23 protein-coding genes are annotated in these 23,573 nt (G+C 59.7%); 10 read left to right on the forward strand and 13 right to left on the reverse strand.

Features of this window, described 5'->3' with window-relative positions:
- Window positions 1–47: 47 nt before the first annotated feature.
- From rhaS to AC5I5B_RS10815, 6 genes are all read left to right on the forward strand, one after another.
- Window positions 48–1,058, forward strand: coding sequence for a rhamnose ABC transporter substrate-binding protein (gene rhaS, locus AC5I5B_RS10790; RefSeq protein ID WP_003507005.1), 1,011 nt, complete (start codon window positions 48–50; stop codon window positions 1,056–1,058).
- A gap of 209 nt (window positions 1,059–1,267) precedes the next feature.
- Window positions 1,268–2,803 (forward strand): sugar ABC transporter ATP-binding protein, encoded by a 1,536-nt coding sequence (locus AC5I5B_RS10795; RefSeq protein ID WP_162695478.1) that lies wholly within the window; start codon window positions 1,268–1,270, stop codon window positions 2,801–2,803.
- A gap of 13 nt (window positions 2,804–2,816) precedes the next feature.
- Window positions 2,817–3,818 carry an ABC transporter permease gene (locus AC5I5B_RS10800; RefSeq protein ID WP_003507007.1) on the forward strand — a complete coding sequence of 334 codons (1,002 nt, stop codon included), beginning with the start codon at window positions 2,817–2,819 and terminating at the stop codon, window positions 3,816–3,818.
- On the forward strand, window positions 3,815–4,825 hold the full coding sequence (locus AC5I5B_RS10805; protein WP_003507008.1) for an ABC transporter permease: 1,011 nt from the start codon (window positions 3,815–3,817) through the stop codon (window positions 4,823–4,825). The genes AC5I5B_RS10800 and AC5I5B_RS10805 overlap by 4 nt, the downstream gene beginning before the upstream one ends.
- A 3-nt stretch (window positions 4,826–4,828) precedes the next feature.
- A complete protein-coding gene (gene rhaM, locus AC5I5B_RS10810) occupies window positions 4,829–5,152 on the forward strand; it encodes an L-rhamnose mutarotase (protein WP_060724897.1) in 324 nt (107 codons plus the stop codon).
- Window positions 5,149–6,531, forward strand: coding sequence for an FGGY-family carbohydrate kinase (locus AC5I5B_RS10815; RefSeq protein ID WP_111833885.1), 1,383 nt, complete (start codon window positions 5,149–5,151; stop codon window positions 6,529–6,531). Before rhaM ends, AC5I5B_RS10815 begins: the two co-directional genes overlap by 4 nt.
- Window positions 6,532–6,586: 55 nt before the next feature.
- Here AC5I5B_RS10815 and AC5I5B_RS10820 read toward each other — a convergent pair whose 3' ends face one another.
- From AC5I5B_RS10820 to AC5I5B_RS10835, 4 genes are all read right to left on the reverse strand, one after another.
- A complete protein-coding gene (locus AC5I5B_RS10820; RefSeq protein WP_003507013.1) occupies window positions 6,587–7,423 on the reverse strand; it encodes an alpha/beta fold hydrolase in 837 nt (278 codons plus the stop codon).
- A 253-nt stretch (window positions 7,424–7,676) separates the two neighbouring features.
- Entirely contained in the window at window positions 7,677–8,372 is a 696-nt protein-coding gene (locus AC5I5B_RS10825) for an FkbM family methyltransferase (RefSeq protein ID WP_111833886.1), read from the reverse strand.
- A 161-nt stretch (window positions 8,373–8,533) separates the two neighbouring features.
- Window positions 8,534–10,456: a putative bifunctional diguanylate cyclase/phosphodiesterase gene (locus tag AC5I5B_RS10830; RefSeq protein WP_223564893.1), complete on the reverse strand. Its 1,923-nt coding sequence runs from the start codon at window positions 10,454–10,456 to the stop codon at window positions 8,534–8,536.
- Between the two features lie 21 nt (window positions 10,457–10,477).
- A complete protein-coding gene (locus AC5I5B_RS10835; protein ID WP_003507019.1) occupies window positions 10,478–10,984 on the reverse strand; it encodes a putative pterin-binding protein in 507 nt (168 codons plus the stop codon).
- A gap of 616 nt (window positions 10,985–11,600) precedes the next feature.
- On the opposite strand from AC5I5B_RS10835, the gene AC5I5B_RS10840 reads away from it, so the two are divergent.
- Window positions 11,601–13,037, forward strand: coding sequence for an NAD-dependent succinate-semialdehyde dehydrogenase (locus tag AC5I5B_RS10840; RefSeq protein WP_099087377.1), 1,437 nt, complete (start codon window positions 11,601–11,603; stop codon window positions 13,035–13,037).
- Between the two features lie 150 nt (window positions 13,038–13,187).
- Window positions 13,188–14,285 carry a DNA alkylation repair protein gene (locus AC5I5B_RS10845; protein WP_111833888.1) on the forward strand — a complete coding sequence of 366 codons (1,098 nt, stop codon included), beginning with the start codon at window positions 13,188–13,190 and terminating at the stop codon, window positions 14,283–14,285.
- 7 nt (window positions 14,286–14,292) lie between these two features.
- Here AC5I5B_RS10845 and AC5I5B_RS10850 read toward each other — a convergent pair whose 3' ends face one another.
- From AC5I5B_RS10850 to AC5I5B_RS10870, 5 genes are all read right to left on the reverse strand, one after another.
- Window positions 14,293–15,318 carry a sulfate/molybdate ABC transporter ATP-binding protein gene (locus tag AC5I5B_RS10850; protein ID WP_087745830.1) on the reverse strand — a complete coding sequence of 342 codons (1,026 nt, stop codon included), beginning with the start codon at window positions 15,316–15,318 and terminating at the stop codon, window positions 14,293–14,295.
- Window positions 15,319–15,323: 5 nt separating this feature from the next.
- Complete coding sequence (gene cysW, locus AC5I5B_RS10855) at window positions 15,324–16,211, reverse strand: sulfate ABC transporter permease subunit CysW (RefSeq protein ID WP_020012071.1); 888 nt, start codon at window positions 16,209–16,211, stop codon at window positions 15,324–15,326.
- Between the two features lie 3 nt (window positions 16,212–16,214).
- Entirely contained in the window at window positions 16,215–17,054 is an 840-nt protein-coding gene (cysT, locus tag AC5I5B_RS10860) for a sulfate ABC transporter permease subunit CysT (RefSeq protein ID WP_080570316.1), read from the reverse strand.
- Window positions 17,055–17,111: 57 nt separating this feature from the next.
- On the reverse strand, window positions 17,112–18,098 hold the full coding sequence (cysP, locus tag AC5I5B_RS10865; RefSeq protein WP_020012073.1) for a thiosulfate ABC transporter substrate-binding protein CysP: 987 nt from the start codon (window positions 18,096–18,098) through the stop codon (window positions 17,112–17,114).
- Window positions 18,099–18,413: 315 nt separating this feature from the next.
- Window positions 18,414–19,484 carry an enoyl-CoA hydratase/isomerase family protein gene (locus AC5I5B_RS10870; protein WP_111833890.1) on the reverse strand — a complete coding sequence of 357 codons (1,071 nt, stop codon included), beginning with the start codon at window positions 19,482–19,484 and terminating at the stop codon, window positions 18,414–18,416.
- 283 nt (window positions 19,485–19,767) lie between these two features.
- On the opposite strand from AC5I5B_RS10870, the gene AC5I5B_RS10875 reads away from it, so the two are divergent.
- The gene (locus AC5I5B_RS10875; protein ID WP_003507032.1) at window positions 19,768–20,025 is read left to right on the forward strand and encodes a DUF2934 domain-containing protein; all 258 of its coding nucleotides are present in this window, start codon (window positions 19,768–19,770) and stop codon (window positions 20,023–20,025) included.
- A 67-nt stretch (window positions 20,026–20,092) separates the two neighbouring features.
- Here AC5I5B_RS10875 and AC5I5B_RS10880 read toward each other — a convergent pair whose 3' ends face one another.
- Window positions 20,093–20,899 carry an SH3 domain-containing protein gene (locus tag AC5I5B_RS10880; protein ID WP_003507035.1) on the reverse strand — a complete coding sequence of 269 codons (807 nt, stop codon included), beginning with the start codon at window positions 20,897–20,899 and terminating at the stop codon, window positions 20,093–20,095.
- A gap of 256 nt (window positions 20,900–21,155) precedes the next feature.
- Between AC5I5B_RS10880 and ubiG the strand changes: the two genes are divergently transcribed.
- Window positions 21,156–21,908 carry a bifunctional 2-polyprenyl-6-hydroxyphenol methylase/3-demethylubiquinol 3-O-methyltransferase UbiG gene (gene ubiG / locus AC5I5B_RS10885; protein WP_111780448.1) on the forward strand — a complete coding sequence of 251 codons (753 nt, stop codon included), beginning with the start codon at window positions 21,156–21,158 and terminating at the stop codon, window positions 21,906–21,908.
- 38 nt (window positions 21,909–21,946) lie between these two features.
- On the opposite strand, the gene AC5I5B_RS10890 is transcribed toward ubiG, so the two are convergent.
- From AC5I5B_RS10890 to grxC, 3 genes are read right to left on the reverse strand one after another with little or no spacing between them, the layout of a single operon-like run.
- Window positions 21,947–22,375: a DUF1178 family protein gene (locus tag AC5I5B_RS10890; RefSeq protein ID WP_003507039.1), complete on the reverse strand. Its 429-nt coding sequence runs from the start codon at window positions 22,373–22,375 to the stop codon at window positions 21,947–21,949.
- Window positions 22,372–23,232 carry a carbon-nitrogen hydrolase family protein gene (locus AC5I5B_RS10895; RefSeq protein WP_003507041.1) on the reverse strand — a complete coding sequence of 287 codons (861 nt, stop codon included), beginning with the start codon at window positions 23,230–23,232 and terminating at the stop codon, window positions 22,372–22,374. Before AC5I5B_RS10895 ends, AC5I5B_RS10890 begins: the two co-directional genes overlap by 4 nt.
- Before the next feature lie 30 nt (window positions 23,233–23,262).
- Window positions 23,263–23,517 carry a glutaredoxin 3 gene (gene grxC, locus AC5I5B_RS10900; protein ID WP_060724909.1) on the reverse strand — a complete coding sequence of 85 codons (255 nt, stop codon included), beginning with the start codon at window positions 23,515–23,517 and terminating at the stop codon, window positions 23,263–23,265.
- Between the last annotated feature and the right edge of the window lie 56 nt (window positions 23,518–23,573).

Raw genomic sequence — 23,573 nt, forward strand, 5'->3', positions numbered from 1 at the left:
GGAGCACCGGAGGGAGGAAAAAGGTTCAAAACGGGAGGAAAAGGGACATGAAACTTACACGCAGAACATTGACGAGCGCTCTGGCGCTCAGCGCGGCGCTCTCCGTCGCAGGACTGGGCGGCGTTGCCCAGGCAGCCGATGTGAAGATCGCACTGGTGGTCAAATCGCTCGGCAACGGCTTTTTCGAAGCCGCCAACAAGGGCGCGCAGGAGGCCGCAAAAGACCTCGGCGGCGTCGAGATCATCTATACCGGCCCGACCAGCACCACGGCGGAAGGCCAGATCGAAGTCATCAATTCGCTGATCGCGCAGGGTGTCGACGCCATCGCCATTTCCGCCAATGACCCCGACGCCGTGGTTCCGGCGCTGAAAAAGGCGGCGCAGCGCGGCATCAAGGTCATTTCCTGGGATTCCGGCGTTGCACCTGAAGGCCGCATTCTCCAGCTCAACCCCTCGTCCAACGCACTGATCGGCAAGATGTGCCTGCAGCTTGCCGCATCACATTTGGAAGGCGGCAAGGGCGATTTCGCCATTCTTTCGGCCACCACCACCTCCACGAACCAGAATATCTGGATCGACGAGATGAAAAAGCAGCTGAAGGATTTCCCCGGCCTCAACCTCGTCACGACAGTTTACGGTGACGACCTTGCCGACAAGAGCTACCGCGAAGCGCAGGGCCTGCTTTCCTCGCAGCCGAATGTGAAGGTCATCGTCGCACCGACGACGGTTGGCGTTCTCGCCGCCTCGCAGGCTGTAAAGGATGCGGGCAAGATCGGTCAGGTCTTTGTGACCGGCCTTGGCCTGCCGTCCGAAATGGCCGGCGCCATCAAATCAGGCGCGACCAAGGAATTCGCCATCTGGAACCCGATCGACCTCGGTTACTCCGCCACCCAGATCGCCTATCGCCTCGTAAAGGGCGAAGCCGATGGCAAGCCGGGCTCGGAAATCGAAGCTGGCCGCATGGGCAAGATCAAGGTTGGCGAAAACAGCGAAGCTGCTATGGCCGATCCCTTCGTTTATGACGCGAAGAATATCGATCAGTTCTCGAAGATTTTTTGACCTGAGTAGCAGCTGACGGCGAGCGGAGGGCACCCCCCTCTGCCCTGCCGGGCATCTCCCCCTCAAGGGGGAGATCGATATGCCGCACCCGCCCGTTCCATAGGCAGGGTGTTATCCGCTTGCCGATCTCCCCCCTTGAGGGGGAGATGCCCGGCAGGGCAGAGGGGGGTGCCCCTTGCCGCTCCACTCAAAACTGACCGGTAAGACGGATGATGCGTGCTGAAACCAAAATCTTAGACGTTACCGAGGCTTCCAGCGTGACGCCCATTCTGGAAATGCGCGGCATCAGCCAGATATTCCCCGGCGTCAAAGCGCTGGATGGTGTCGATATCGCGCTTTATCCCGGCAAGGTCACCGCTCTGATCGGCGAGAACGGTGCTGGAAAATCCACGCTCGTCAAAATCCTCACCGGCATTTACCGTCCTAACGAGGGCGAAATCCTTCTCGATGGCCAGCCTGTCCATTTTCACAGCGCGCAAGACGCCATCGATGCCGGCGTGACCGCCATTCATCAGGAAACCGTTCTTTTTGATGAGCTTTCCGTCGGTGAGAACATCTTTCTCGGCCATGCGCCAAAGGGTCGTTTCGGCCTCATTGACTGGAAGACCATCAATGCCCGCGCAAAGGTTCTGCTGGAACAGCTCGAAAGCACCATCGATCCGACGATCCGGTTGAAGGACTTGTCCATTGCCCAGCGCCATCTCGTCGCCATCGCCCGCGCGCTGTCGGTCGAGGCGCGCATCGTCATCATGGACGAACCGACGGCTGCTCTTTCCCGCAAGGAAATCGACGATCTCTTCCGCATCGTTGAAAACCTGAAACGGCAGGGCAAGGCCATCCTATTCATCAGCCACAAGTTTGATGAAGTCTATGAAATTGCAGAAAACTATGCCGTGTTCCGCGACGGCAGGATGGTCGGTGCGGGCAATCTTGCGGCCACACCGCAGGACGAAATCGTACGGCTGATGGTCGGCCGCGACGTGACGAACGCTTTTCCCAAGCAGGCTGTCACCCTTGGTCCGACAGTTCTTTCGGTGCGCGATTATTCCCATCAGACGGAGTTCCGCGATATTTCGCTCGAGCTGCGCAAGGGCGAGATTCTCGGCCTTTACGGGCTGATCGGCGCCGGGCGCTCCGAACTTTGCCAGTCGCTTTTCGGCATTACCCGCCCCGCTTCGGGACAGGTGACACTGGAGGGCCAGCCGATTGCGATCCGCTCACCGGAAGATGCGATCCGCGCCGGCATCGTTTATGTGCCTGAAGAGCGCGGCCGCCACGGTCTCGCGCTCGAAATGCCGATTTACCAGAATATGTCGTTGCCCTCCCTCACGCGAACCTCGCGCAAGGGATTTCTGGCCGCGGCCAATGAATTCGCGCTGGCGCGCAAATATGCCTCGCGGCTCGATCTGCGCGCCGCCGCCCTCTCGGTGCCCGTCGGCACGCTTTCTGGCGGCAACCAGCAGAAGGTGGTGATCGGCAAATGGCTCGCCACCCAGCCAAAGGTCATCATTCTCGATGAACCCACCAAGGGCATCGACATCGGCTCCAAAGCCGCCGTGCATGGCTTCATCAGCGAGCTTGCCGCCGAGGGGCTCTCCATCATCATGATTTCATCCGAACTTCCCGAAATCCTCGGCATGTCCGACCGCGCCATCGTGATGCGCGAAGGCCTGATGGCGGGCCAGTTCGAACGCGCCGATTTTTCTCCGGAAAAGCTGGTGCGCGCCGCCACCGGCAATGCCTGAGAGGGGCAAAACCATGCAACGTCTACTCAAAAATCGCGAATGGCTGCTGGCGGGTATCATCCTCATCATGATCGCCGGTTTTGCGCTGCGCGCGCCCGGTTTCGGCCGGCCGGCCAATCTCGTCAATATCTTCAACGATACTTCCATCCTTATCATTCTGGCGCTGGGCCAGATGGCGGTCATTCTCACCAAATCCATCGATCTCTCCGTTGCCGCCAATCTCGCCTTTACCGGCATGGCGGTGGCGATGACCAATGCCGCCTTTCCGGGCATTCCGCTGCCGCTTCTCATCGTCATGGCGGTCGGCATCGGCGCTTTTCTCGGTTCGCTTAACGGCGTACTGGTCTGGTGGCTCGGCATCCCGCCCATCGTCGTCACGCTCGGCACGCTTACCATCTATCGCGGCATGGCATTCGTGCTGTCGGGCGGCGGCTGGGTGAATGCGCACCAGCTTTCGCCGACCTTCCTCAATGTGCCGCGCACCATGATCCTCGGCATGCCTGTCCTTTCCTGGGTGGCGATCCTCATCATCGCTGGCGCCTGGCTGGTGCTCAGCCGCACCTCCTTTGGCCGCTCGGCCTATGCGTCGGGCGGTAATCCGAGCGCGGCCGTCTATGCGGGCATCGATGTGGGCCGCACGCGCTTCTTCGCCTTCGTGCTGTCAGGCGCACTTGCCGGCCTCGCCAGCTATCTCTGGGTATCGCGTTATGCGGTTGCCTATGTCGACATCGCCGCCGGTTTCGAGCTGGATAGCGTGGCGGCGAATGTGATCGGCGGCATCTCGATTGCCGGCGGCATCGGCTCGGTGGCAGGTGCAGTGCTCGGCGCGCTGTTCCTCGGCGTCATCAAGAACGCCCTGCCCGTCATCGGCATCTCGCCCTTCGCGCAGATGGCGATTTCCGGCGTAGTGATCGTGCTCGCCGTCGTCTTCAACGCCCGCGCCGAAGCCAGAAAAGGCCGCATCATCCTGCGTGACCGAGCCGCAGCCGATCAGGCCAAGGAGGCCGCAGCATGAGCACGCCATCTCAACCGACGCAGAACGCGCGCATCATTCCAGACAAGCTCGGCACGCCACTACGCCGCATCATGGCCAGTTGGGAAGTGCTGCTGCTTGGCGTTGCGATCCTCATCTTTATCGCGAATTCGCTGGCCTCGCCCTATTTCCTCAATGCCTGGAACCTGTCGGACGCGACCTTCAATTTCACCGAAAAGGCGATTATCGCCTTTGCGATGGCGCTGCTGATCATCGCCGGCGAAATCGATCTTTCCGTCGCCGCCATCATTGCGCTCGCCTCCACCGCCATGGGCGCTGCGGTGCAGATGGGCATCGGCACGCCGGGCCTCGTCGCCATCGGCATCGGCACCGGGCTTTTATGCGGGGCATTTAACGGTTTTCTGGTCGCAGGGCTGAAACTGCCTTCCATTGTCGTCACCATCGGCACGATGAGCCTGTTTCGCGGCATTTCCTACATGGTGCTGGGCGATCAGGCCTATGGCAAATACCCGGCCGATTTCGCCTATTTCGGTCAGGGTTACGTCATCTCCGTCATTTCCTTCGAATTCGTGCTGTTTATCGTCATGGCAATCCTCTTCGCCATCCTGCTGCACGCCACCAATTTCGGCCGGCAGGTCTATGTGATCGGCAACAACCCGTTCGCCGCCCGTTTCTCCGGCATTCCCGTTGAACGCGTGAAGTTCATCCTGTTCCTGCTCACCGGCCTGATGAGCGGCATCGCCGCCGTCTGCCTCACCTCGCGCCTCGGCTCCACCCGCCCGTCGATCGCTCAAGGGTGGGAGCTTGAGGTGGTGACCATGGTGGTGCTGGGCGGCGTTTCCATTCTCGGCGGTTCCGGCACCATCGCAGGTGTGGTCATCGCGGCCTTCGTCATGGGCCTCGTCACCTTTGGGCTTGGGTTGCTCAATGTGCCTGGTATCGTCATGTCGATCTTCGTCGGCCTGCTTTTGATCATCACCATCGCCATCCCCATCGTTGTGCGCCGCCTTCGGGCCATGAGAGGCTGAGCCATGCCGGAATTCGAAAAACACGCCTTCAGGATGAAACTCTTTGCCGGAAAAGAGGCCGAATATAAAAAGCGCCATGACGAGATATGGCCGGAACTGGTGGCGCTGCTGCATGAGGCGGGCGTCAGCGATTATTCCATCCATCTCGACCCGGAAACCAACATCCTTTTCGGCGTGCTGACGCGGCCGAAGAACCACGGCATGGCGGCACTGCCCGACCATCCCGTGATGAAGAAGTGGTGGGCGCATATGGCTGACATCATGGAGAGTAATCCGGACAATTCGCCCATTGCGAAAGATCTGGTGACGGTGTTCCATCTGCCATGACCGACAGCATCAAACCGGGCCGTGTCGCGGTCATCGATATCGGCAAGACCAATGCCAAGGTCGTCGTCATCGACACCGGCAGCGGAGAGGAGATTGCTGCCGAGAAACAGGCGAACCCTGTCCTTCGCGATGGAATTTATCCGCATTACGATGTGGAAATGCTCTGGCGCTTCATTCTCTCCGCCCTTCAGCGGTTCGGCCAGCAGCACGGTTTCGATGCGATTTCCATCACCACCCATGGCGCTTCGGCAGCGCTTCTCGATGGGACCGGCGATCTCGCCATGCCCGTGCTCGATTATGAACACAGCTATCCCGCAGCCATTCAGGAAGCCTATCGCGGTATCAGGCCCGATTTTGCCGAGACCGGCTCACCGCAACTTCCCGCCGGGCTGAACCTTGGCGCGCAAATCCATTTCCAGAAAGAGGCCTTTCCGGACGATTTCTCCAGAGTGCGAAGTATCGTCACCTATGCGCAATATTGGGCGGGGCGGCTGACCGGCGTTCAGGCCACGGAAACGACTTCGCTCGGCTGCCATACGGATCTCTGGAACCCGCGGCGGAAGAATTTCTCCTCGCTCGTCGCGCGTCTCGGCATCGAGCAGCTGATGGCGCCGGTTCGCTCCGCTTTTGATGTGCTGGGAACAATCCGCCCATCGCTGGCAATGGAAACCGGCCTTTCGCCGCATATGCCGGTCTATTGTGGCATCCACGATTCCAACGCGTCGCTCCTGCCGCATCTTCTGCGCCGGGACGGTGATTTTTCGGTCGTCTCCACCGGCACCTGGGTGGTGAATTTCGCCATTGGCGGCGCGGCGGGTGCGCTCGATCCCACCCGTGACACACTCCTGAATGTCGATGCTTTCGGCCGTCCCGTTCCCTCCTCCCGCTTCATGGGCGGCAGGGAATATGAAATGCTCGCGCAGCAATTCGGGACAACGGAAGACGAAGCGATAGACGCGGCTCTCGGCGGCGTGGTTGACAGGGGCATGATGCTGCTGCCGAGCGTCGTCAGCGGCTCCGGCCCCTTTCCGGACAAGGCAGCGCACTGGATCGGCGATGAAAATGCCACGGCTGCGGAACGGCACGCGGCGACGTCGCTTTATCTTGCCCTGATGACGGAATTCAGCCTTTCGCTCATCGGGCGGAAAGGTCCAATCCTTGTGGAAGGCCCCTTCGCCAGCAACGCCTTTTATCTGAAGGCGCTGGCCGGCTTTGCAGAGACGGAAGTAACGGCAGTCGAAGGGTCTACCGGCACCAGCGCAGGCGCGGCCCTGCTCACCGGCATCAAACCGCTTTCTGGTCGCGAGCGCCATTTCACGCCGCACGATATTCCCGGCCTCACTTCTTACCGCAATGCCTGGCGAGGCCGTCTGGCCTGATGCGAAACAAAAAATGCGGCCGAATGATCGGCCGCATTATGATTTTGCAGAAGGATCAGCCCTTGATGAAGGCCAGGAGATCGGCGTTCAGCACATCGGCGTTGACGGTGAGCATGCCGTGCGAGAAACCGGGATAGGTCTTCAGCGTGCCGTTCTTCAGGAGCTTCACGGCCTTCAGTGCAGAGTCGGCAATCGGCACGATCTGGTCGTCTTCGCCATGCAGCACCAGCGTCGGAACGCTGATATTCTTCAGGTCTTCGGTCTGGTCGGTCTCCGAGAAGGCCTTGATGCCATCGTAATGGGCCTTTGCGCCGCCCATCATGCCCTGACGCCACCAGTTCTGGATAACGCCTTCATGAACGGTCGCACCATCGCGGTTGAAGCCGTAGAACGGGCCGGCTGGCACATCGCGGAAGAACTGCGCGCGGTTTGCGGCGAGCGAAGAACGGAAGCCGTCAAAAACCTCCATCGGCAGGCCTTCCGGATTGGCCTCGGTCTTCAGCATCAGCGGCGGCACGGCGGAAACGAGAACCGCCTTGGCGACACGGCCGGCGGGTTCGCCATGTTTGGCAACATAACGGGCAACTTCGCCACCGCCGGTGGAGTGGCCGATATGGACAGCATTCTTCAGATCGAGAGCTTCGACGACGGCAAAGGCGTCGGCGGCGTAGTGGTCCATATCGTGACCGTCGGCAACCTGGGCGGAACGGCCATGACCACGGCGGTCATGGGCGACGACGCGAAAACCCTTGGAAACGAAGAACAACATCTGCGCATCCCAGTCATCGGAGCTGAGCGGCCAGCCATGGTGGAACATGATCGGCTGAGCGTCCTTCGGGCCCCAGTCCTTGTAGAAGATTTCGGTTCCGTCTGTCGTCTTAACAAAGCCCATGATCGTTTCTCCTTCGGTTGCGTTGGCATCTCCGGTGCAGCCTGTTGTGCGCCGGTTTGATGGAGGGATGATGACGCAGGATAACGGTTGCGACAATTGCAACAATAATTGAGAATGAATTGCTGTTTATGAAATTATCTTTTCGAACCGCATACCATTCCGGCACACGCGTCGACCCGCTCCACGCCCTCATGCACGGGTAAGAACGAGATGACAGGCGGACGGTTCCTTGAATTCGACACGCCCCTCGGCCTCAGTCAACCTCGGGATCGTACTCTCTGGGGCTCTCGTCCTTCGAGAACAGGACGCAGGGCCCGCGTGAACCGCGCGGATCATAGGCATATCCCTTGGCGGTCAGGGCCTGCATGATATCGCGAACCCCGGCGAGACCGTAAAGATGGTCATGCAGCTCCACGAATATCCGCTCCACGCCGGTCAGATCGGCCCTGCCAAGCAGGTCGCGTTCCGCGCCCTCGATATCCATGACAAGCGCGGTAATGCCCCGGCTGGCGATAAATTCATCGATATTGGCGGAGGAGATTTCGATGCGCTTTTCATAGGGGCCCTGGTTTTCGTCCATGGACGACATCCAGAGATCCTTGCGAACGTAAAAAGAATAGGAGCTCGGCTCGTCGGCGGTAAGAAGTCCCTGCGACAACACGACATTGCCGCGGCAATTCGCCTTGATCACCCGCTCTGCCAGCGCCGCCGTGGAGGGGTTGGCCTCGAAAGCCCAGACGGAAACGTCCTCAATGCCAGCAATGATCGACGTGATGATCCCGATACCGGAGCCCAGCTCCAGCACACGATCGCCGGGCTTGATGGCTTTCAGGACGCTGCGGGCCTCTTTCGCCTCGTAGCTGCCGTCGGTCAGCGCCTGCCAGATGACGGGCGACACCTCGTCGGAAGAAAGAGGCAGGGCAACTCCATGCACGTCCAGTATTTCCATGTCTCAAGCCTTTTCGCAAAACCCGGCCGCTTCGTCGGAATGATCCCATATCGACCGGGAATGCTCTACAGCATCGTTGCGGCAACCGGTATCGGTTTTCGCAAGCAACAATATGACTTGGTAAAAATTCAAGATACGACCGCCGTCAAACAGACCCCGTCTCAGACGGAACTCCAGGCCACCAGCTCCTTGGCCGGCAATGGCCTGCTGATCAGATATCCCTGAACCTGATCGCATCCCAGACGCCTGACGCATTCATATTGCTCTTCCGTCTCGATACCTTCGGCAATCGTCGTCATCCGCAGACTGCGACCGACACCGACCACGAATTCCACGATCGCCAGCGCATCGCGGTCGCTGGTGATATCGCGCAGGAACGAGCGGTCGATCTTGATCTTGTCGAAGGGTACGCCGCGCAAGTTGGCGAGCGATGAATAGCCGGTGCCAAAATCATCCATGGCGATCTTGATGCCGACGGCCTTCAGCCGCGACAGCGTATTGATCGTCTGGTCGCTCTTGTTGAGCAGGATCGATTCGGTGATTTCAAGCTCGAGCCGGCTCGGCTCCAGCCCGCTTTTCTCAAGCGCGCCCATGACGTTCTGGATGAGACTGGTGCTGTGGAACTGAACCGGCGACAGATTGACGGCCACCTTCATGTCCTCGTCCCAGCCCATCGCCTCGCGGCAGGCGGTCTCCATCACCCATTTTCCGAGCGAATGGATGAGACCGGTTCTTTCCGCCACGGGAATGAAAACGCTGGGCGGCACATCGCCCCGCACCGGATGTTTCCAGCGCAGCAGCGCCTCGAATCCGCAGAGCTTGCGGGTCTGCGTCGCCACCTGCGGCTGGTAATAGACTTCCATCTCGTCGTTCTGCAGCGCGGTCTGCAGATCGGCCTCGAAGGATTTCTTCTCGGTCAGCTGTTTCTGCATGCGGACCTTGAAAACGCTCGCCCGGCCGGGGCCGATAGCCTTGGCCTCATAAAGCGCCAAGTCGGCACGCTTGAACAATTCATCCGCATCGACGGCGCCGTGCGAAATGGCGATGCCGATGCAGGTGCCAATTTTGACCTCCTGCTCACCCAGCTGGTAGGTGCGGCTGATCTGGTCGATGAGCTTGGTGGCAAGGCGGCGGGCGGCGTCCTCGTTCAGATCGTCGGAGACGACGGCGAATTCGTCGCCGCCCAGACGGCAGACCATGTCATAATCGCCGCCGATGGCCGAAAGGCGCTGCGCCACGGCCTGAAGCAGCGCATCGCCCGCATCATGGCCGAGCGTGTCGTTCACGTCCTTGAAGCCGTCGAGATCGAGGAGAAGGATGGCCGTCGTTCCCGTACCGCCGAAGGATCGGCGCAATCTCTCTATCAATTCCTGCCGGAACAGCGCACGGTTCGGCAGGCCCGTCAGCGCATCGTGATAGGCATCATGCTCGAGCCGGACATTCTTCGCCTGCAATTCCAGCGTGGCGGCGCGCAGATCGTCCGTCAGGCCGCGCATGCTTTTCTGCGCGCGGTTCAGGAGGTCGTTCTGGCGAAGCAGCAATATGACAAGTGCTATACCGCACAGGATGAGGCCGCCTGCCAGCGCGGTGTAAACGATATGCAGCTTGCGCACATCCTCATGGGCCGTATCGATGAGATTGACGTCATAAGCGACGGAAGACGAGGCCAGCGTCGTCATCGGCGCGTCAAGTGCGCTCATTGCCGAAAGCAGATCCGGCACATCGGCCGGATTAAGGTTGTTCACCTGCTGCTCCAGACGGGCCAGAACGGCATCAAGACGGGTCACTAGATCCCGCCACTGCTGCTTTTCGTCGATGAAGGCGCCCAGATTGCCCTGCTTCAGAAGCTCAAGGCGGCTCAGCATGATGTCCAGACGCAGTTGCAACTCGTCCCGGTCGATCTTGCCGGGATTGAGCGCAAAGACGGCCAGCTTGTTCTGGAGGCGCAGATATTCGGCTACGGTCTGGCTGACGGCCCAGGAATCATTGTAGCGGGCGAATTTCTGCAGAGCGGTCTGCCGCTCGGCAATGACGAAAGCGATATAGCCCGTTGCCAGGACGAAGCAACAGATGATCACCGCCACAAGTTTTCGCAAACGGCACCTTTATTCCACTATCAGTTTGGCAACTTGCCATGCGGACCGCGAATAATAGGTCTGCTTCTGCAGCTCCGGGTCGCTGTCATAGGGATAGATGACGAACAACGGGCCTTTTTCGCGAACTGTCATGTAATTGCCATCCAGCTTGATCGCCAGGATAACGTTAAATTTCTTAAAATCTTCAATAGGTATCGTGCTGACATAATCGTTGAGAGCGACCGCCGTGACGCTGGTGCCCTTTGCACCGACGACATCCATCAGTTTCGCCAGCGAGACACCATCGAAACGGACACGGCCGTCATGCCAGGGCGTCGTCGTCTCCACCGTCTCCATGCCGAGCGCTTCCAGCATGTCACGATCAAATACCGCGGCGCCATCGGCATTCGTATTACTGATGTTTCCGGATATGGTTAATATCGGCTTTCCCTGCGGTTTGGCAATTTCCCCGGCTTCGGCACAGGAAAGCCACGCAAGCGACAAGAACGCACTGAGAAGTACCCGGGCGAAACTCATACTTTTTCTCCATCGATAACGTTCAGGTCGAGGGTTTTCACCAACCTTTGAAGGTCAAGGGAACCGACGTTAGCAATATATATCAGGAACTGATGTTATATCCTCACTGAGATTTTATCCGTATTTTCTCTAGGTTTTGAGTAAACCCTTTGGATAATTTTTCCGTCTTATTGTAGTTTTTTACACTCGACGCCCTGTTATGACGCAGGCGGCAAGCCCCGGAGACCCCTCCCGATAATTCGTCAGGTGCGACAAAGGCCGAATTGTGGCGAGAGCCTCGCCGTCGCCGCACAGGTTCATCTGATTCGCGTGAGGCGGCCGGGCAGGCGTCGCCCCATCTCCGCGCCGGATTGAAATGACGAATGACAAATTCCGCATCATAGAAAAATCATGACGATTGCCGGGGCGCATGGTTGAAACATACCGCCCGGAACTTAATATAAAGGCTGTCGTTTCCGTTTCCGGCAATTCCAGAAGCCTCTTGTCGGAAATATCCAGACACATGTTCCGCGCAGCGAAAGCCGCGATGCCGGTTTCGTCCGGCCAGGACAATTCTGTTCACGTCTCCGGGCCGGACGGCATTCGCCGTATCGGCCGCATCATGAAGGTAGCCCCTATGCACACCTATCCCGACATCAAACTTCTCATTGATGGCGAATGGCGAGACGCCGTTTCCGGCAAGACGATCGCCGTGTCCGATCCGGCAACCGACGAGATCATCGGCGCGATCGCGCACGCCGAGAAGGAAGACCTCGATCTGGCGCTTGCCGCCGCCGAGCGCGGTTTCAAGCTGTGGCGCGACACCTCCCCCTTCGAGCGCTCGAAGATCATGCGCAAGGCGGCCGATATCCTGCGCGAGCGCAAGGACAAGATCGCCTATATCATGACCCGCGAGCAGGGTAAGCCGCTGGCGCAGTCGGGCACCGAAATCATGGGTGCCGCTGATACCATCGACTGGTTCGCGGAAGAAGCACGCCGCACCTATGGCCAGGTCATCCCGGCCCGCGCGAGCGGCGTTTCGCAGCTTGCCATCAAGCTGCCGGTCGGCCCTGTGGCGGCGTTCACGCCGTGGAACTTCCCGATCAACCAGATCGTCCGCAAGCTTTCCGCAGCGCTCGCCACCGGCTGCTCCATCATCGTCAAGGCGCCCGAGGAAACACCGGCATCGCCGGCCGAACTCATTCGCGCCTTCGTGGATGCGGGCGTGCCTGCCGGCGTCATCGGTCTCGTTTACGGTGTTCCATCCGAAATTTCGGAATATCTGATCCCGCATCCGGTCATCCGCAAGATTTCCTTCACCGGTTCCACGCCCATCGGCAAACATCTGGCCGCACTTGCGGGCAAACACATGAAGCGCGCCACGATGGAACTGGGCGGCCACGCGCCTGTCATGATCTTTGACGATGCCGATATCGACAAGGCGATCGAAGTGACCTCGCTTGCCAAGTTCCGCAATGCCGGTCAGGTCTGCGTCGCCCCCACCCGCTTCCTCGTGCAGGACGGCGTGGCCGATCGCTTCCTTGAAGGTTTCGTGGAAGCGACGAAGGCCATCAAGGTCGGCAACGGTCTCGAAGATGGCGTCATCATGGGCCCGCTCGCCAATGAGCGCCGCATTCCGGCACTGGAAGGCCTCATCAGCGACGCCGTTTCCCATGGCGCAGAATTGAAGACCGGCGGCCGTCGCATCGGCAACAAGGGCAATTTCTTCGAGCCGACGGTTCTCGCCAATGTGCCCACCACCGCCAAGATCATGAATGACGAGCCCTTCGGCCCGGTCGCGATCATCAACCGCTTCTCGAGCTTCGATGACGCCATCACCGAAGCGAACCGCCTGCCCTTCGGCCTTGCATCCTACGCTTTTACCGGTTCGGTCAAGACCGCGCACGCACTTGGCCAGCAGGTAGAGGCCGGCATGCTGACCATCAACCATAATGGCCTTGCGCTTCCCGAAGTCCCCTTCGGCGGCATCAAGGATTCCGGTTATGGCACGGAAGGCGGCTCGGAAGCGGTTCAGGCCTATCTGGAGACCAAATTCGTCAGCCAGATGAGCTGAAGTTAGTTTGTCACGAAACTTCTTCTCCCCGTCGGGGAGAAGAAGTAAGCGGTACCCACTCGGTCCGTCAGCACTCTTCGAAAGTTGCTCAGCCCTTGCCTCCAGCCTCATCCTGCCCTAAAAGAACAAAAAGTGAACTTTGAGGGCAATATGAGCGACACGGCGGCACCTTCATTGAAGGAAATCTTCAACCGCGAGAAACTGCGGCACATCGCCGATCAGACCAGGGCCGTTCATCCGCAGTTTGACATCTCAGCCTTCATGGCGCTCGCCACCGAAAACCTCGAGGCCTTGGGCATCATGCAGCGCATGCGGCAGGTGGCGACGAGCCTGCATGCGACACTTCCCGGCGACTATGCCCGCAACATCGAAATCCTGACCGCCGCAGCGCCGGGCATCGGCAACGGTTTTGCCTCCATTTCGCTGCCGGAATATGTGGCGCTCTACGGCCTCGATGATTTCGATCTTTCCATGGAAGCGCTGCATTATTTCACCCGTTTCGGCTCCTCGGAATTCGCCATCCGTCATTTCCTGCAAAGGGATATGGCCCGTACCCTTGCCGTGATGGAGACATGGTCACGACATGAAAACGAACATGTGCGGCGGCTGGCGAGCGAGGGCTGCCGGCCGCGCCTGCCATGGTCATTCCAGCTCAAACCCCTGATCGACGATCCATCCCCGGTCACTGGTATCCTCGAGGCCATGAAAGCTGATGAGGCGCTTTATGTGCGCAAATCCGTCGCCAATCATCTGAACGACATCACCAAGGACAATCCCGCTTTCGTGCTGGCGCTCATCGATGCATGGCCGAAGGAAAACCCGCATACGCGCTGGATTACACGCCAAGCCCTGCGCACGTTGATCAAGAAGGGCGACGCCGCCGCGCTTGCCCATCTTGGCGCACATGAGGAAGCGGAAATTGCACTTGCGGCATTTCAGGTTACGCCGGACAAGGTGGCTCTCGGCAACCCTGTGCGGATTTCAGCCTCTTTCACCTCGACGGCGAAACGCCCGCAGAAACTGGTGATCGACTACGCCGTGCACTACGTGAAGAAGAGCGGCGACGCCTCGGCGAAAGTCTTCAAGTGGAAAGAAATCGAGCTTCAGCCCGGTGAGACATGCGCGCTGTCGATCAGCCGCGCCATACGCGATTTCACCACCCGCAAACACTATCCCGGCCTTCACAGGGTTGAGCTGATGATCAACGGCAAGCTTGTGGCAGAAAGCGCCTTCGAGCTTCTGGGCTGACAACGGCTCATGCCGCCGGGAAAATCTTCGCCCGGCGGATGATGACGGAACCGCGGTCACCGGCGGCGACGTCGTTTTCCGGCGGCACGTCAAATTCCAGGATGTCGCCGCCATCGGTGCTGGCGATTACCCGGCGTTCACCCGCCCGGTCGAGAACCCGCGCCACCGAGGCCGGAATGCCCTCATGCAGATCTTCCCATTCGAGATCGCCGGGGCGGGCATAGATATCCACGACGCCATCTCCTTGCGCATAGGAGAAAGGCAGCTCATTGTCACCGACATAGACCTTGCCGCCGCGCGCCACGCCGGAGACCCGGTTGGCATCACCCAGAAAGCGCATGACGAAGGCGCTGTTCGGCTGGCGGCAGACCTCCTTCGGCGTGCCCTCCTGTACGATTTCGCCCTGATTGAGGATGACAACACGATCGGCAAGATCGAGCGCCTCTTCCTGGTCATGCGTCACGAAAATCGTGGTGATGCCGAGCGAATCGTGAATCTCGCGCAGCCAGCGGCGAAGGTCGCGGCGCACATTGGCGTCCAGCGCCCCGAAAGGCTCATCGAGCAGAAGTACCTTTGGATCGACCGAAAGCGCACGCGCCAGCGCCACGCGCTGCCGCTGCCCGCCGGAAATCTGCGCCGGGAAACGGTCGCCCAGACCATCAAGCTTCACCAGCCGCAAAAGCTCCCCAACGCGGGCGTCGATCGCCGCCTTGTCCCGCTTCACCTTCGAGACCTTCATGCCGAAAGCGATGTTTTGATGCAGAGTCATATGCGGGAAAAGCGCATAATGCTGGAACACAAAACCGACGCCGCGGTCACGCACCGGAATATTGGTGGCGTCCTCGTCGCCGAAAAAGATACGGCCGCCATCGCTATATTCGAGACCGGCGACCATGCGCAAAATCGTCGTCTTGCCGGAGCCTGAGGGACCGAGCAGTGCCAGAAGCTCGCCGCTTTCGATATCCAGCGAAACATCGCGCACGGCGCGGAAGGTATCGAAGGTCTTCACCACATTTTCGAGGCGGATTTTCATGGGAATCAGGTCTCCGTGGCGATGGCGGCGTCGCCGTTGGTCTTCTTGGCCCCGCGCCCGGCGCCGCGTCGTTCCAGCGCCACCTTGGCGATGATGGTGACGACGGCGAGCAAGGCAAGGATGGAGGCTGACGCGAAGGCGCCGGCCGTCTGGTAGTCGTGGTAAAGCAGCTCGATATGCAGCGGCAGCGTATTGGTCTGGCCGCGAATATTGCCCGATACGACCGATACCGCGCCGAATTCACCCATCACGCGGGCGTTGCACAGCACGACGCCATAAAGCAGCGCCCATTTGATATTCGGCAAGGTCACCGAAAAGAAGGTGCGCCAGCCGGATGCGCCAAGCGAGGTCGCCGCCTCCTCAAGATCACGGCCCTGCGCCTGCATCAGCGGGATCAGTTCGCGCGCCACGAAAGGCGCGGTCACGAACATCGAGGCGATGACGATGCCGGGCAGCGCAAAGAGTATCTTGATGTCATGCGCATCGAGGAACGGGCCGAACAAACCCTGAAGGCCGTAAACGAAGAGATAGGCGACGCCGGCGACGATCGGCGAAATCGAGAAGGGTATTTCGATCAGCACCAGCAGGAAACGCCGGCCCGGGAAATCGAACTTGGTGATCGCCCATGCGGCGGCCACACCGAAGGCGGTATTAACAGGCACGGCGATCAGCGCCGTCAGTACCGTCAGCATGATGGCGTGGCGGGTATCGGGATGGGTGATGGTAGCGGAATAGACCTTCCAGCCCTGCGAAAAGGCCTCGACGCCGATGATGACAAGCGGTGCGACGACCAGCAGGGCACCTATGACGAGCACGAAGGCAATCAGGCTGCGGCGAACAAGAGGCGCGTCGCCAACCCGTGGCGGCTTGCGGTGTGAAGAAACGGCACTCATGTCTCAGCCCCTCACCGTGTAACGAAGCGCGCGCGCCTGCAGGTAATTGGTCACCGCCAGCATCACGAAGGCGGTGATGAGCAGCACGGAGGCGATGGCGGCCGCCGCCTGATAATCATATTCCTCCAGCCGGATGAAGATCAGCAGCGCGGTGATCTCAGTCGAAAACGGCTGGTTGCCGGCGATGAAGATGATCGCCCCGAATTCGCCGAGGCTGCGGGCGAAGGACAGCGACAGACCAGCGAGCAACGCCGGCGTCAGGAGCGGCAGGATTATCTTGCGGAAAATTTCGAGATCGGAACCACCGAGCGATTGCGCCGCTTCTTCCAGCGCCGGATCGAGGTCTTCCAGAACCGGCTGCACGGTGCGAACGATGAAGGGCAGGCTGGTAAAGGCCATCGCCACCATGATGCCAAGCGGCGTGTAGGCCACCTTGATGCCGAATTGGGAAAGCACCGAGCCGAACCAACCGTTGCCCGCAAAAAGCGTCGTCAGCGCAATGCCGGCAACGGCGGTGGGAAGCGCAAAAGGCAGATCGACGATGGCGTCCACGATGCGCCAGCCGGGAAAGCGGTAACGTGTCAGCACCCAGGCAAGCGCCACCCCGAAAATGACGTTGAACAGCGTGGCGGCCAGCGCACAGAGCACGGTAACACGATAGCTGGCGACGGCGCGCGGAGAAGAGATGATCGACCAATATTCGGCAGGGCCTAGGCTTGCCGCCTTGAACACCAGCGCCGAGAGCGGCAGAAGCACGATGATGGCGACGTAAGTCAGGGTAACGCCAAGGGACAATTTCAGCCCCGGCAGAACATTCCGTTTCAAACCCCGCCCCCAATTCATCAAAAAGCGACCCGGCAGTTTCCCGCCGGGTCTTCTATCTGTTCTTTGTCGTTGTGATTAACGGCTGCCGTAAAGCGTATCAAGCGTCGCGCCGGATGCAAAATGCTCTTTCTGAATTTTGTCCCAGCCGCCGAAGACATCATCGACGTTGACGAGGCGAATGGCCGGGAACTTATCCTTGAACTCGCCAACGACCTTTTCATTGTGAACGCGGTGGCCAAATTCGGCGGCGATGCGCTGGCCTTCCTCGGTATAGAGGAAGTCGAGATAGCTCTTCGCCAGATCACGCGAGCCGCGCTTGTCGACCACCTTGTCCACCACGGCCACCGGGAATTCGGCGAGCAGGCTGACGGAGGGCACAACGCCTTCCACCTTGTCGGCGCCATATTGCTTGGCGATGCCGCGGGTCTCGGCTTCGAAGGTGATCAGCACGTCGCCGATCTCGCGTTCCACGAAAGTGGTGGTGGCGGCGCGGCCTCCGGTGTCGAAAACCGGCGTATTGTCGAAGATTTTCTTGACGAATTCCTGGACCTTCTTCTCGTCGCCGTTGAACTTCTCCTTGGCGTAAGCCGTGGCGGCGAGATAGGTGTAACGGGCGTTACCCGAGGTCTTCGGATTGGGGAAAACGATCTTCACATCGTCGCGGGCAAGATCGTCCCAGTCCTTGATACCCTTGGGATTGCCGGCGCGCACGAGGAAGGACGGGAAGGAATAGAACGGCGATGCGTCGTTCGCAAAATCCTTCTTCCAGTCGGCTGAAACGAAGCCCTGCTTCACCAGAAAATCGACATCGGTCACCTGGTTGAAGGTGACAACATCGGCTTCAAGACCCTCGACAATGGCGCGCGCCTGCTTGGAGGTGCCGGCATGCGACTGATCGACGGTTACGCCCGGATGCTGCTTGATAAACGCCTCGTTCTCGGCCGCAAAAACTTCGCGGGCGACATCGTAGGATGCGTTGAGGATGGTGGTCGGAGACTGCGCCTGCGCCGCACCTGCAAAAAGAGCGGCAACGGCAGTACCGATAATGAGAAGACGTTTCATGAATACCCCCGGCAATTCGAATGGTGTTCAACATAGCGGGCGGCGGCAACGCCCGCGAGAAACAACTGTGCCTTGCAGGGGTATGGATTGGAAATTTCACCCAAAGAATAAGCACTCAAAAGGTGATGATTTCATATAGGGCAAGAAGCCGAATTTCTTTTGCGTCACCCTTCCCAAAATCTCGGAGAGAACCATGAAATTCATTACGCCCGCAACATGTATTCGCATTGAGCGTAGCCCTCGTCCTTGTGCTTGTCACAGGAATGAGGGCGGAGATTCGCCAGTCTCCAGGCAACAGGCGCGGTCTCCACTGATCTAAAGGCGATGATCGGGAAACAGATTGCCGGAATGCCCGGCAAAATAGGGCGCCAGATTCTCCTCCCGCACCTCTTCCAGCCGCGCCGGTTGCCAGCGGGGATTGCGGTCCTTGTCGATAAGGGCCGCACGCACGCCTTCGTAAAAATCGTGCTGGCGCAATATCTCCGTGCCGGCGGCAAATTCCCGCTCCAGGCATTCGATGAGGCTCGCGCTTTCGCGGCCGAGGCGCAGCAGCTTCAGGGTCAGTTTCAGACTGGTGGGAGAGCGCTTTTGCAGGACCTCAAGGGTCTCGCGCGAAAACGCATCTTGGCGCGCCGAAAGTGCCGCGAAAATTTCTTCGACGGTATCAAAACGGAATGTCGCGTCGATAATATCCCGATTTAGGGATAAAACGCCTTCATCGGCCTCAACCGCCTGCGCCATGATCGCCGTCTCGATGCTGTCTATATCCGCCGCTTGCGACAGGTTCTGGACCAGACCGTCGAGACGGTCCGAAGGAACAATATAATCGGCAAAGCCGGCGTAGATGGCATCAGCGGCCGTAACCGCGTTGCCCGTCAGCCCCAGCCAGGTGCCGCATTCGCCCGGCGCTCGTGGCAGGAGCCAGGAGCCGCCAACGTCAGGGAAATAACCGATGCCTGTTTCCGGCATGGCGAGTTTTGTGCGTTCCGTGACGATGCGGTGGCTGCCATGGGCTGAAATGCCGACACCGCCGCCCATGACGATGCCGTCCATCAGGGCAATATAGGGCTTGCTGAAGCGGGCGATGCGATAGTTGAGCGGAAATTCTTCCCGCCAGAAATCAAGCACCTGCGGGTCGCCGGCCTTGCCAAGATCATGAATGATGCGAACATCGCCCCCGGCGCAAAGCCCCCTGTCGCCTTCCCCGGTCAACACCGCGCAGGCAACACCGGCATCCTCCTCGAAACGCTGAAGCGCCTGAAACAGGCCGCGAACCATCGCCAACGTCAGGCTGTTGATCGCCTTCGGGCGGTTGAGGCGAATGATGCCAGCCCCTCCCCCCTTCTTGACGATGACCTGCGCATCCGCTTCCGTTGTCTGTTCCAAGACCGCCTCCTCCGCTGCCCATTCATCCGGCCATCTTGGCGGCCTTGGGCCGATCACGCAACGTTGATCTTCTCTTGTAGGAACGTCTTTCGCCCAAACCGCTTTAACGGGGACAAAATGCCAGAAATCCGTTTTTGCAATGCAGCATGTTTGCTTGACGCCCGGAAAATCATGGCATGTAATGGGCTCTGGAAATGCCGGCATTGATTCCTGTCGAGCGTGTGCCGGACCAAGCGGAATGTCGCCTTCTCAAAGGCGCTGTAAACAGCAACGGGAGACGAGCATGCAGGTTTCGGAACACGAATGGATCAGCAAACGGGCATATACACTCTGGGAAAAGGAAGGCCATCCCACTGGGCGCGACGCGCACCACTGGGAACAGGCCAGGCATGAATTTTCGCTGCTGAAGACATCGGAAGCGACAAAACCCGCAACGCGCAAGAAGGCCGCTCCCAAGGTCGCGGCTGCCGATGCCGCACCGGATGCAGAAACCCCGGCGAAACCCAAGAGCCGTGCCCGCAAGGCTGCTGCCACGAAATAGGGGCTCGTGCCGTTAAGCTGAAGCCACCAATGAAAAAGCCCGACGAAATTCGCCGGGCTTTGTCTGTTTAGCGCGGGTCACAACCCGGATCACCGACCCGGCAGCCATCCCGGAGGTTTTCCGACGCAGGCGCACGGCGCGGGTCATCCCACTGGCGACGCTCGGCAGGAAGCCGGCCCTCATTCTGATTTGGCTGGCGATCGCGATTGCGATCCCGGTTCTCATCTTCGAAGCGCCGGCGATCGTCATCGCGACGGGGCCTGTCCTGATTTCTGTCGCCCTGGTTCCAGTCGCCATAACGACGTTCCCAGCGTCCGTCATTCGGACCGCCGCCCTGACGGGGATCGCGCCACTCGTCACGACGACCATCACGCCAGTCATCCCGGCGTCCGTCACGCCACTCGTCACGCGGACGCGGGCGATCCCATCCGGCACTCGGCGGCGGGGCGTTCCAGTAACCACCTGATGGCGGCGGACGACGCCAGCGGTCACGCTCGCGGTAGAAGTCGCGGTCGCGATAATAGCGGTCCCAATAACGGCCGACTTCAAAGGTGATAACCGGCACGCCGAGATCGCGGTAATAACGCGGTTCGACATAGACCCGGTTCTGCCGGTAGGTCGTGGCGATGTAACGCCCAGCTACCCAGCCGCGACCGCCCACGAACGCGACATCGCACCAGGGCGTGTCGGAAAGGCAGCCATGGACGGTGAGCGGCGCGCCATTCGGGATCACCACAACAGCCGGATAGGCCGTGCTCGGGCCGGAGCGCATATTCACATTCGCGGTGGCGAAACCGCGCGTCGCAGCTTCGGCAAGTGCCGGCGCGGCGAGCATGGCCACCAGCGCAATTGCGCCAAACAGTTTTTTCTTCACTTCTTTCTCCTCAAGCAAAGGCCCGCTTTGCCCTTGTCGGCATCCACCACTTCGATGGACGAGTATGCGTTCCGCATACTGCCACGATCGGAAAATACGCGTTGCTGCATGAACGCAGCATGAAACAAATGAGACGCCTCATCAGTTCCACCTGCGGCAATGAGCGCCCGACAAATTGCCGCCGGAATGGACCGCCGGTCTTGACTTCGGGGGGCAATCATCCGACTTCAATGCAACAGCAATATGGAGCAGAACCATGAGCGAAACCGCACAGACGACCGTCGACCAGAGCGAAGTGGATCGCTTCTCCGCGATGGCTGCGGAATGGTGGAGCCCGACCGGCAAGTTCCGCCCGTTGCACAAGTTCAATCCGGTGCGGCTCGAATATATCCGCAACCGGATCTGCGACAATTTCGGCCGCGACCCGAAGGCGCACCGCCCGCTGGAAGGGCTGCGCATACTGGATATTGGCTGCGGCGGCGGCCTTCTCTCCGAACCCGTTGCGCGCATGGGCGCGGATGTGGTGGGCGCCGATCCCTCGGAAAAAAATATCGGCATCGCCTCCACCCACGCCCGCGAAAGCGGGGTAATCGTTGACTACCGCGCCGTGACCGCCGAACAGTTGCAGGAAGCTGGCGAGACCTTCGACGTCATCCTCAACATGGAGGTGGTCGAACATGTGGCCAATGTCGATCTCTTCGTCACCACCTGCGCAAAAATGGTGCGACCCGGCGGGTTGATGTTCGCCGCCACCATCAACCGCACGCTCAAAGCCCGGGCACTGGCAATCTTCGCCGCCGAAAACGTGCTGCGCTGGCTGCCGCGCGGCACGCACCAATATGAAAAGCTCGTTCGCCCGGAAGAGCTTGAACGGCCGCTGGTGGCAAGCGGCATGGACATCATCCACCGCACCGGCGTGTTCTACAACGTGCTGCAGGACCGCTGGAATCTTTCACCTGACATGGAGGTCAACTACATGATGCTGGCGAAACGACCGGCGCAAGGCTAACACGGGGCGCTCTGTGAGTGATGTCGTTCTAAAGAAATTCAGTTGACGTCATCAGGCAAAACCGGCAGCGGCGCGATCTCTATACCCTCATCCAGCAGGGCCTTGGCTTCCTGCGCAGAGGCATTGCCGATGATGCCGCGCTCATCCGCCTCGCCATAATGGATCTTGCGCGCCTCTTCGGGAAATTTATCGCCGACATCCTCGGCATTGGCGCGGATATTGGCGACAGCCTCGCGGATTTTCGCCATCGCCTCTTTCCTGGCCGTATCCATGGCGAGCGTCTGGCGTTCGTCTTTCTTGCGGGCGGTGGAGACCGAGGGCGCCATCAATAGCTTGGAGACCTGCACGGAATTGCAGACCGGGCAGGACAGGAAACCGCGCTGCAACTGATTGTCGAAATCGTCGCTACCGGCAAACCAGCCTTCAAACTCATGGCCCTTTTCACAGGCCAGCGCATAACGGATCACGCCGCTTCACCTCCGGCAGGTTTCAGGGGAATGACGGTGTCCAGTCCGAACTCGCGAGCATTGCGCAGATTGGGAATCTTGCCACGCGCAGCCGCGACCAGCGACGTGTCGATCTCGGCGATGATTATCTCTTCTCCAGCGCCGCCGGCAATGGCCAGAACCTTGCCCCAGGGATCGATGATGATGGAATGGCCAAAGGTCTCCCGCCCGTCCTCATGCACGCCGGCCTGCGCGGCAGCAATGACAAAAGCGCCATTTTCAATGGCGCGGGCGCGCAGCAGGATCTCCCAATGCGCCTCCCCCGTCTGCCGGGTGAAAGCCGCCGGAACCGTCAGAACCTCTGCACCGGCCAGTGCTTCAGCGCGAAAAAGCTGCGGAAAACGGACGTCGTAACAAATCGCAAAGCCGAATTTCGCCAGCGGAAGTTCAGCGATACGCGCCACCTCGCCGGGTTGATAAGCAGCGCTTTCGCGCCAGCTTTCACCATTGTCGAGATCGACATCGAACATATGGATCTTGTCATAGCTGCAGATGCGCGAACCATCCGGCGCGAAGAGAAAACCGCGATTGGCGATCTTGCCATCCGGCCGGGCAATCGCGGTCGAGCCGACATGGACATGAATGCCGAGTTCGCGGGCGAGACGCGCGGCCGTCGCAACGATGATATCGCCATCGTCATCCTGCAATTGCGCACGCAACGCCTGCCTGTCCTTCTGAATGGCGCCCGTCATTTCCGGGGTCTGCACATAAACGGCGCCCTCGGCTGCAGCCGCCCGCACCAACCGTTCCATATCGGCGGCGTTTTTTGCCGGGTCGACGCCGGAGCGCATCTGAATGGCGGCAGCCTTGAAACTCATCATATCCTCCATGCCCGCAAATCGGGCCGATCAGGCGGCCAGCAGCACGTCCAGTTTGCCGGCGCGCTCCAGCGCGTGCAGATCATCACAACCGCCCACATGCTCGCCATTGATGAAGATTTGCGGGAACGTTGTACCGCCGGATTTTTCGATCATTTCCTGCCGGTATTCGGGCGTCGTCGTAGCGTTATATTCGGCGTAATCCACGCCCTTGCTGTCCAGCAGCGCCTTGGCGCGCGCGCAATAACCACAAAAATCCCGCGTATAGATCGTTACCGGTGCCATGTTTTCAAAGCCCTCGCAAACGTGCGGTAAAACGCACGATAAAGTTATGTCATTCA

The organism is Agrobacterium sp. (assembly GCF_059499945.1).

Bases quoted from the DNA above. Each gene is read 5' to 3' on its own strand.
- rhaS (WP_003507005.1), top strand. From the start codon at position 48: ATGAAACTTACACGCAGAACATTGACGAGCGCTCTGGCGCTCAGCGCG.
- AC5I5B_RS10795 (WP_162695478.1), top strand. From the start codon at position 1,268: ATGATGCGTGCTGAAACCAAAATCTTAGACGTTACCGAGGCTTCCAGC.
- AC5I5B_RS10800 (WP_003507007.1), top strand. From the start codon at position 2,817: ATGCAACGTCTACTCAAAAATCGCGAATGGCTGCTGGCGGGTATCATC.
- AC5I5B_RS10805 (WP_003507008.1), top strand. From the start codon at position 3,815: ATGAGCACGCCATCTCAACCGACGCAGAACGCGCGCATCATTCCAGAC.
- rhaM (WP_060724897.1), top strand. From the start codon at position 4,829: ATGCCGGAATTCGAAAAACACGCCTTCAGGATGAAACTCTTTGCCGGA.
- AC5I5B_RS10815 (WP_111833885.1), top strand. From the start codon at position 5,149: ATGACCGACAGCATCAAACCGGGCCGTGTCGCGGTCATCGATATCGGC.
- AC5I5B_RS10820 (WP_003507013.1), bottom strand. From the start codon at position 7,423: ATGGGCTTTGTTAAGACGACAGACGGAACCGAAATCTTCTACAAGGAC.
- AC5I5B_RS10825 (WP_111833886.1), bottom strand. From the start codon at position 8,372: ATGGAAATACTGGACGTGCATGGAGTTGCCCTGCCTCTTTCTTCCGAC.
- AC5I5B_RS10835 (WP_003507019.1), bottom strand. From the start codon at position 10,984: ATGAGTTTCGCCCGGGTACTTCTCAGTGCGTTCTTGTCGCTTGCGTGG.
- AC5I5B_RS10840 (WP_099087377.1), top strand. From the start codon at position 11,601: ATGCACACCTATCCCGACATCAAACTTCTCATTGATGGCGAATGGCGA.
- AC5I5B_RS10845 (WP_111833888.1), top strand. From the start codon at position 13,188: ATGAGCGACACGGCGGCACCTTCATTGAAGGAAATCTTCAACCGCGAG.
- AC5I5B_RS10850 (WP_087745830.1), bottom strand. From the start codon at position 15,318: ATGAAAATCCGCCTCGAAAATGTGGTGAAGACCTTCGATACCTTCCGC.
- cysW (WP_020012071.1), bottom strand. From the start codon at position 16,211: ATGAGTGCCGTTTCTTCACACCGCAAGCCGCCACGGGTTGGCGACGCG.
- cysT (WP_080570316.1), bottom strand. From the start codon at position 17,054: ATGAATTGGGGGCGGGGTTTGAAACGGAATGTTCTGCCGGGGCTGAAA.
- cysP (WP_020012073.1), bottom strand. From the start codon at position 18,098: ATGAAACGTCTTCTCATTATCGGTACTGCCGTTGCCGCTCTTTTTGCA.
- AC5I5B_RS10875 (WP_003507032.1), top strand. From the start codon at position 19,768: ATGCAGGTTTCGGAACACGAATGGATCAGCAAACGGGCATATACACTC.
- ubiG (WP_111780448.1), top strand. From the start codon at position 21,156: ATGAGCGAAACCGCACAGACGACCGTCGACCAGAGCGAAGTGGATCGC.
- AC5I5B_RS10895 (WP_003507041.1), bottom strand. From the start codon at position 23,232: ATGAGTTTCAAGGCTGCCGCCATTCAGATGCGCTCCGGCGTCGACCCG.
- grxC (WP_060724909.1), bottom strand. From the start codon at position 23,517: ATGGCACCGGTAACGATCTATACGCGGGATTTTTGTGGTTATTGCGCG.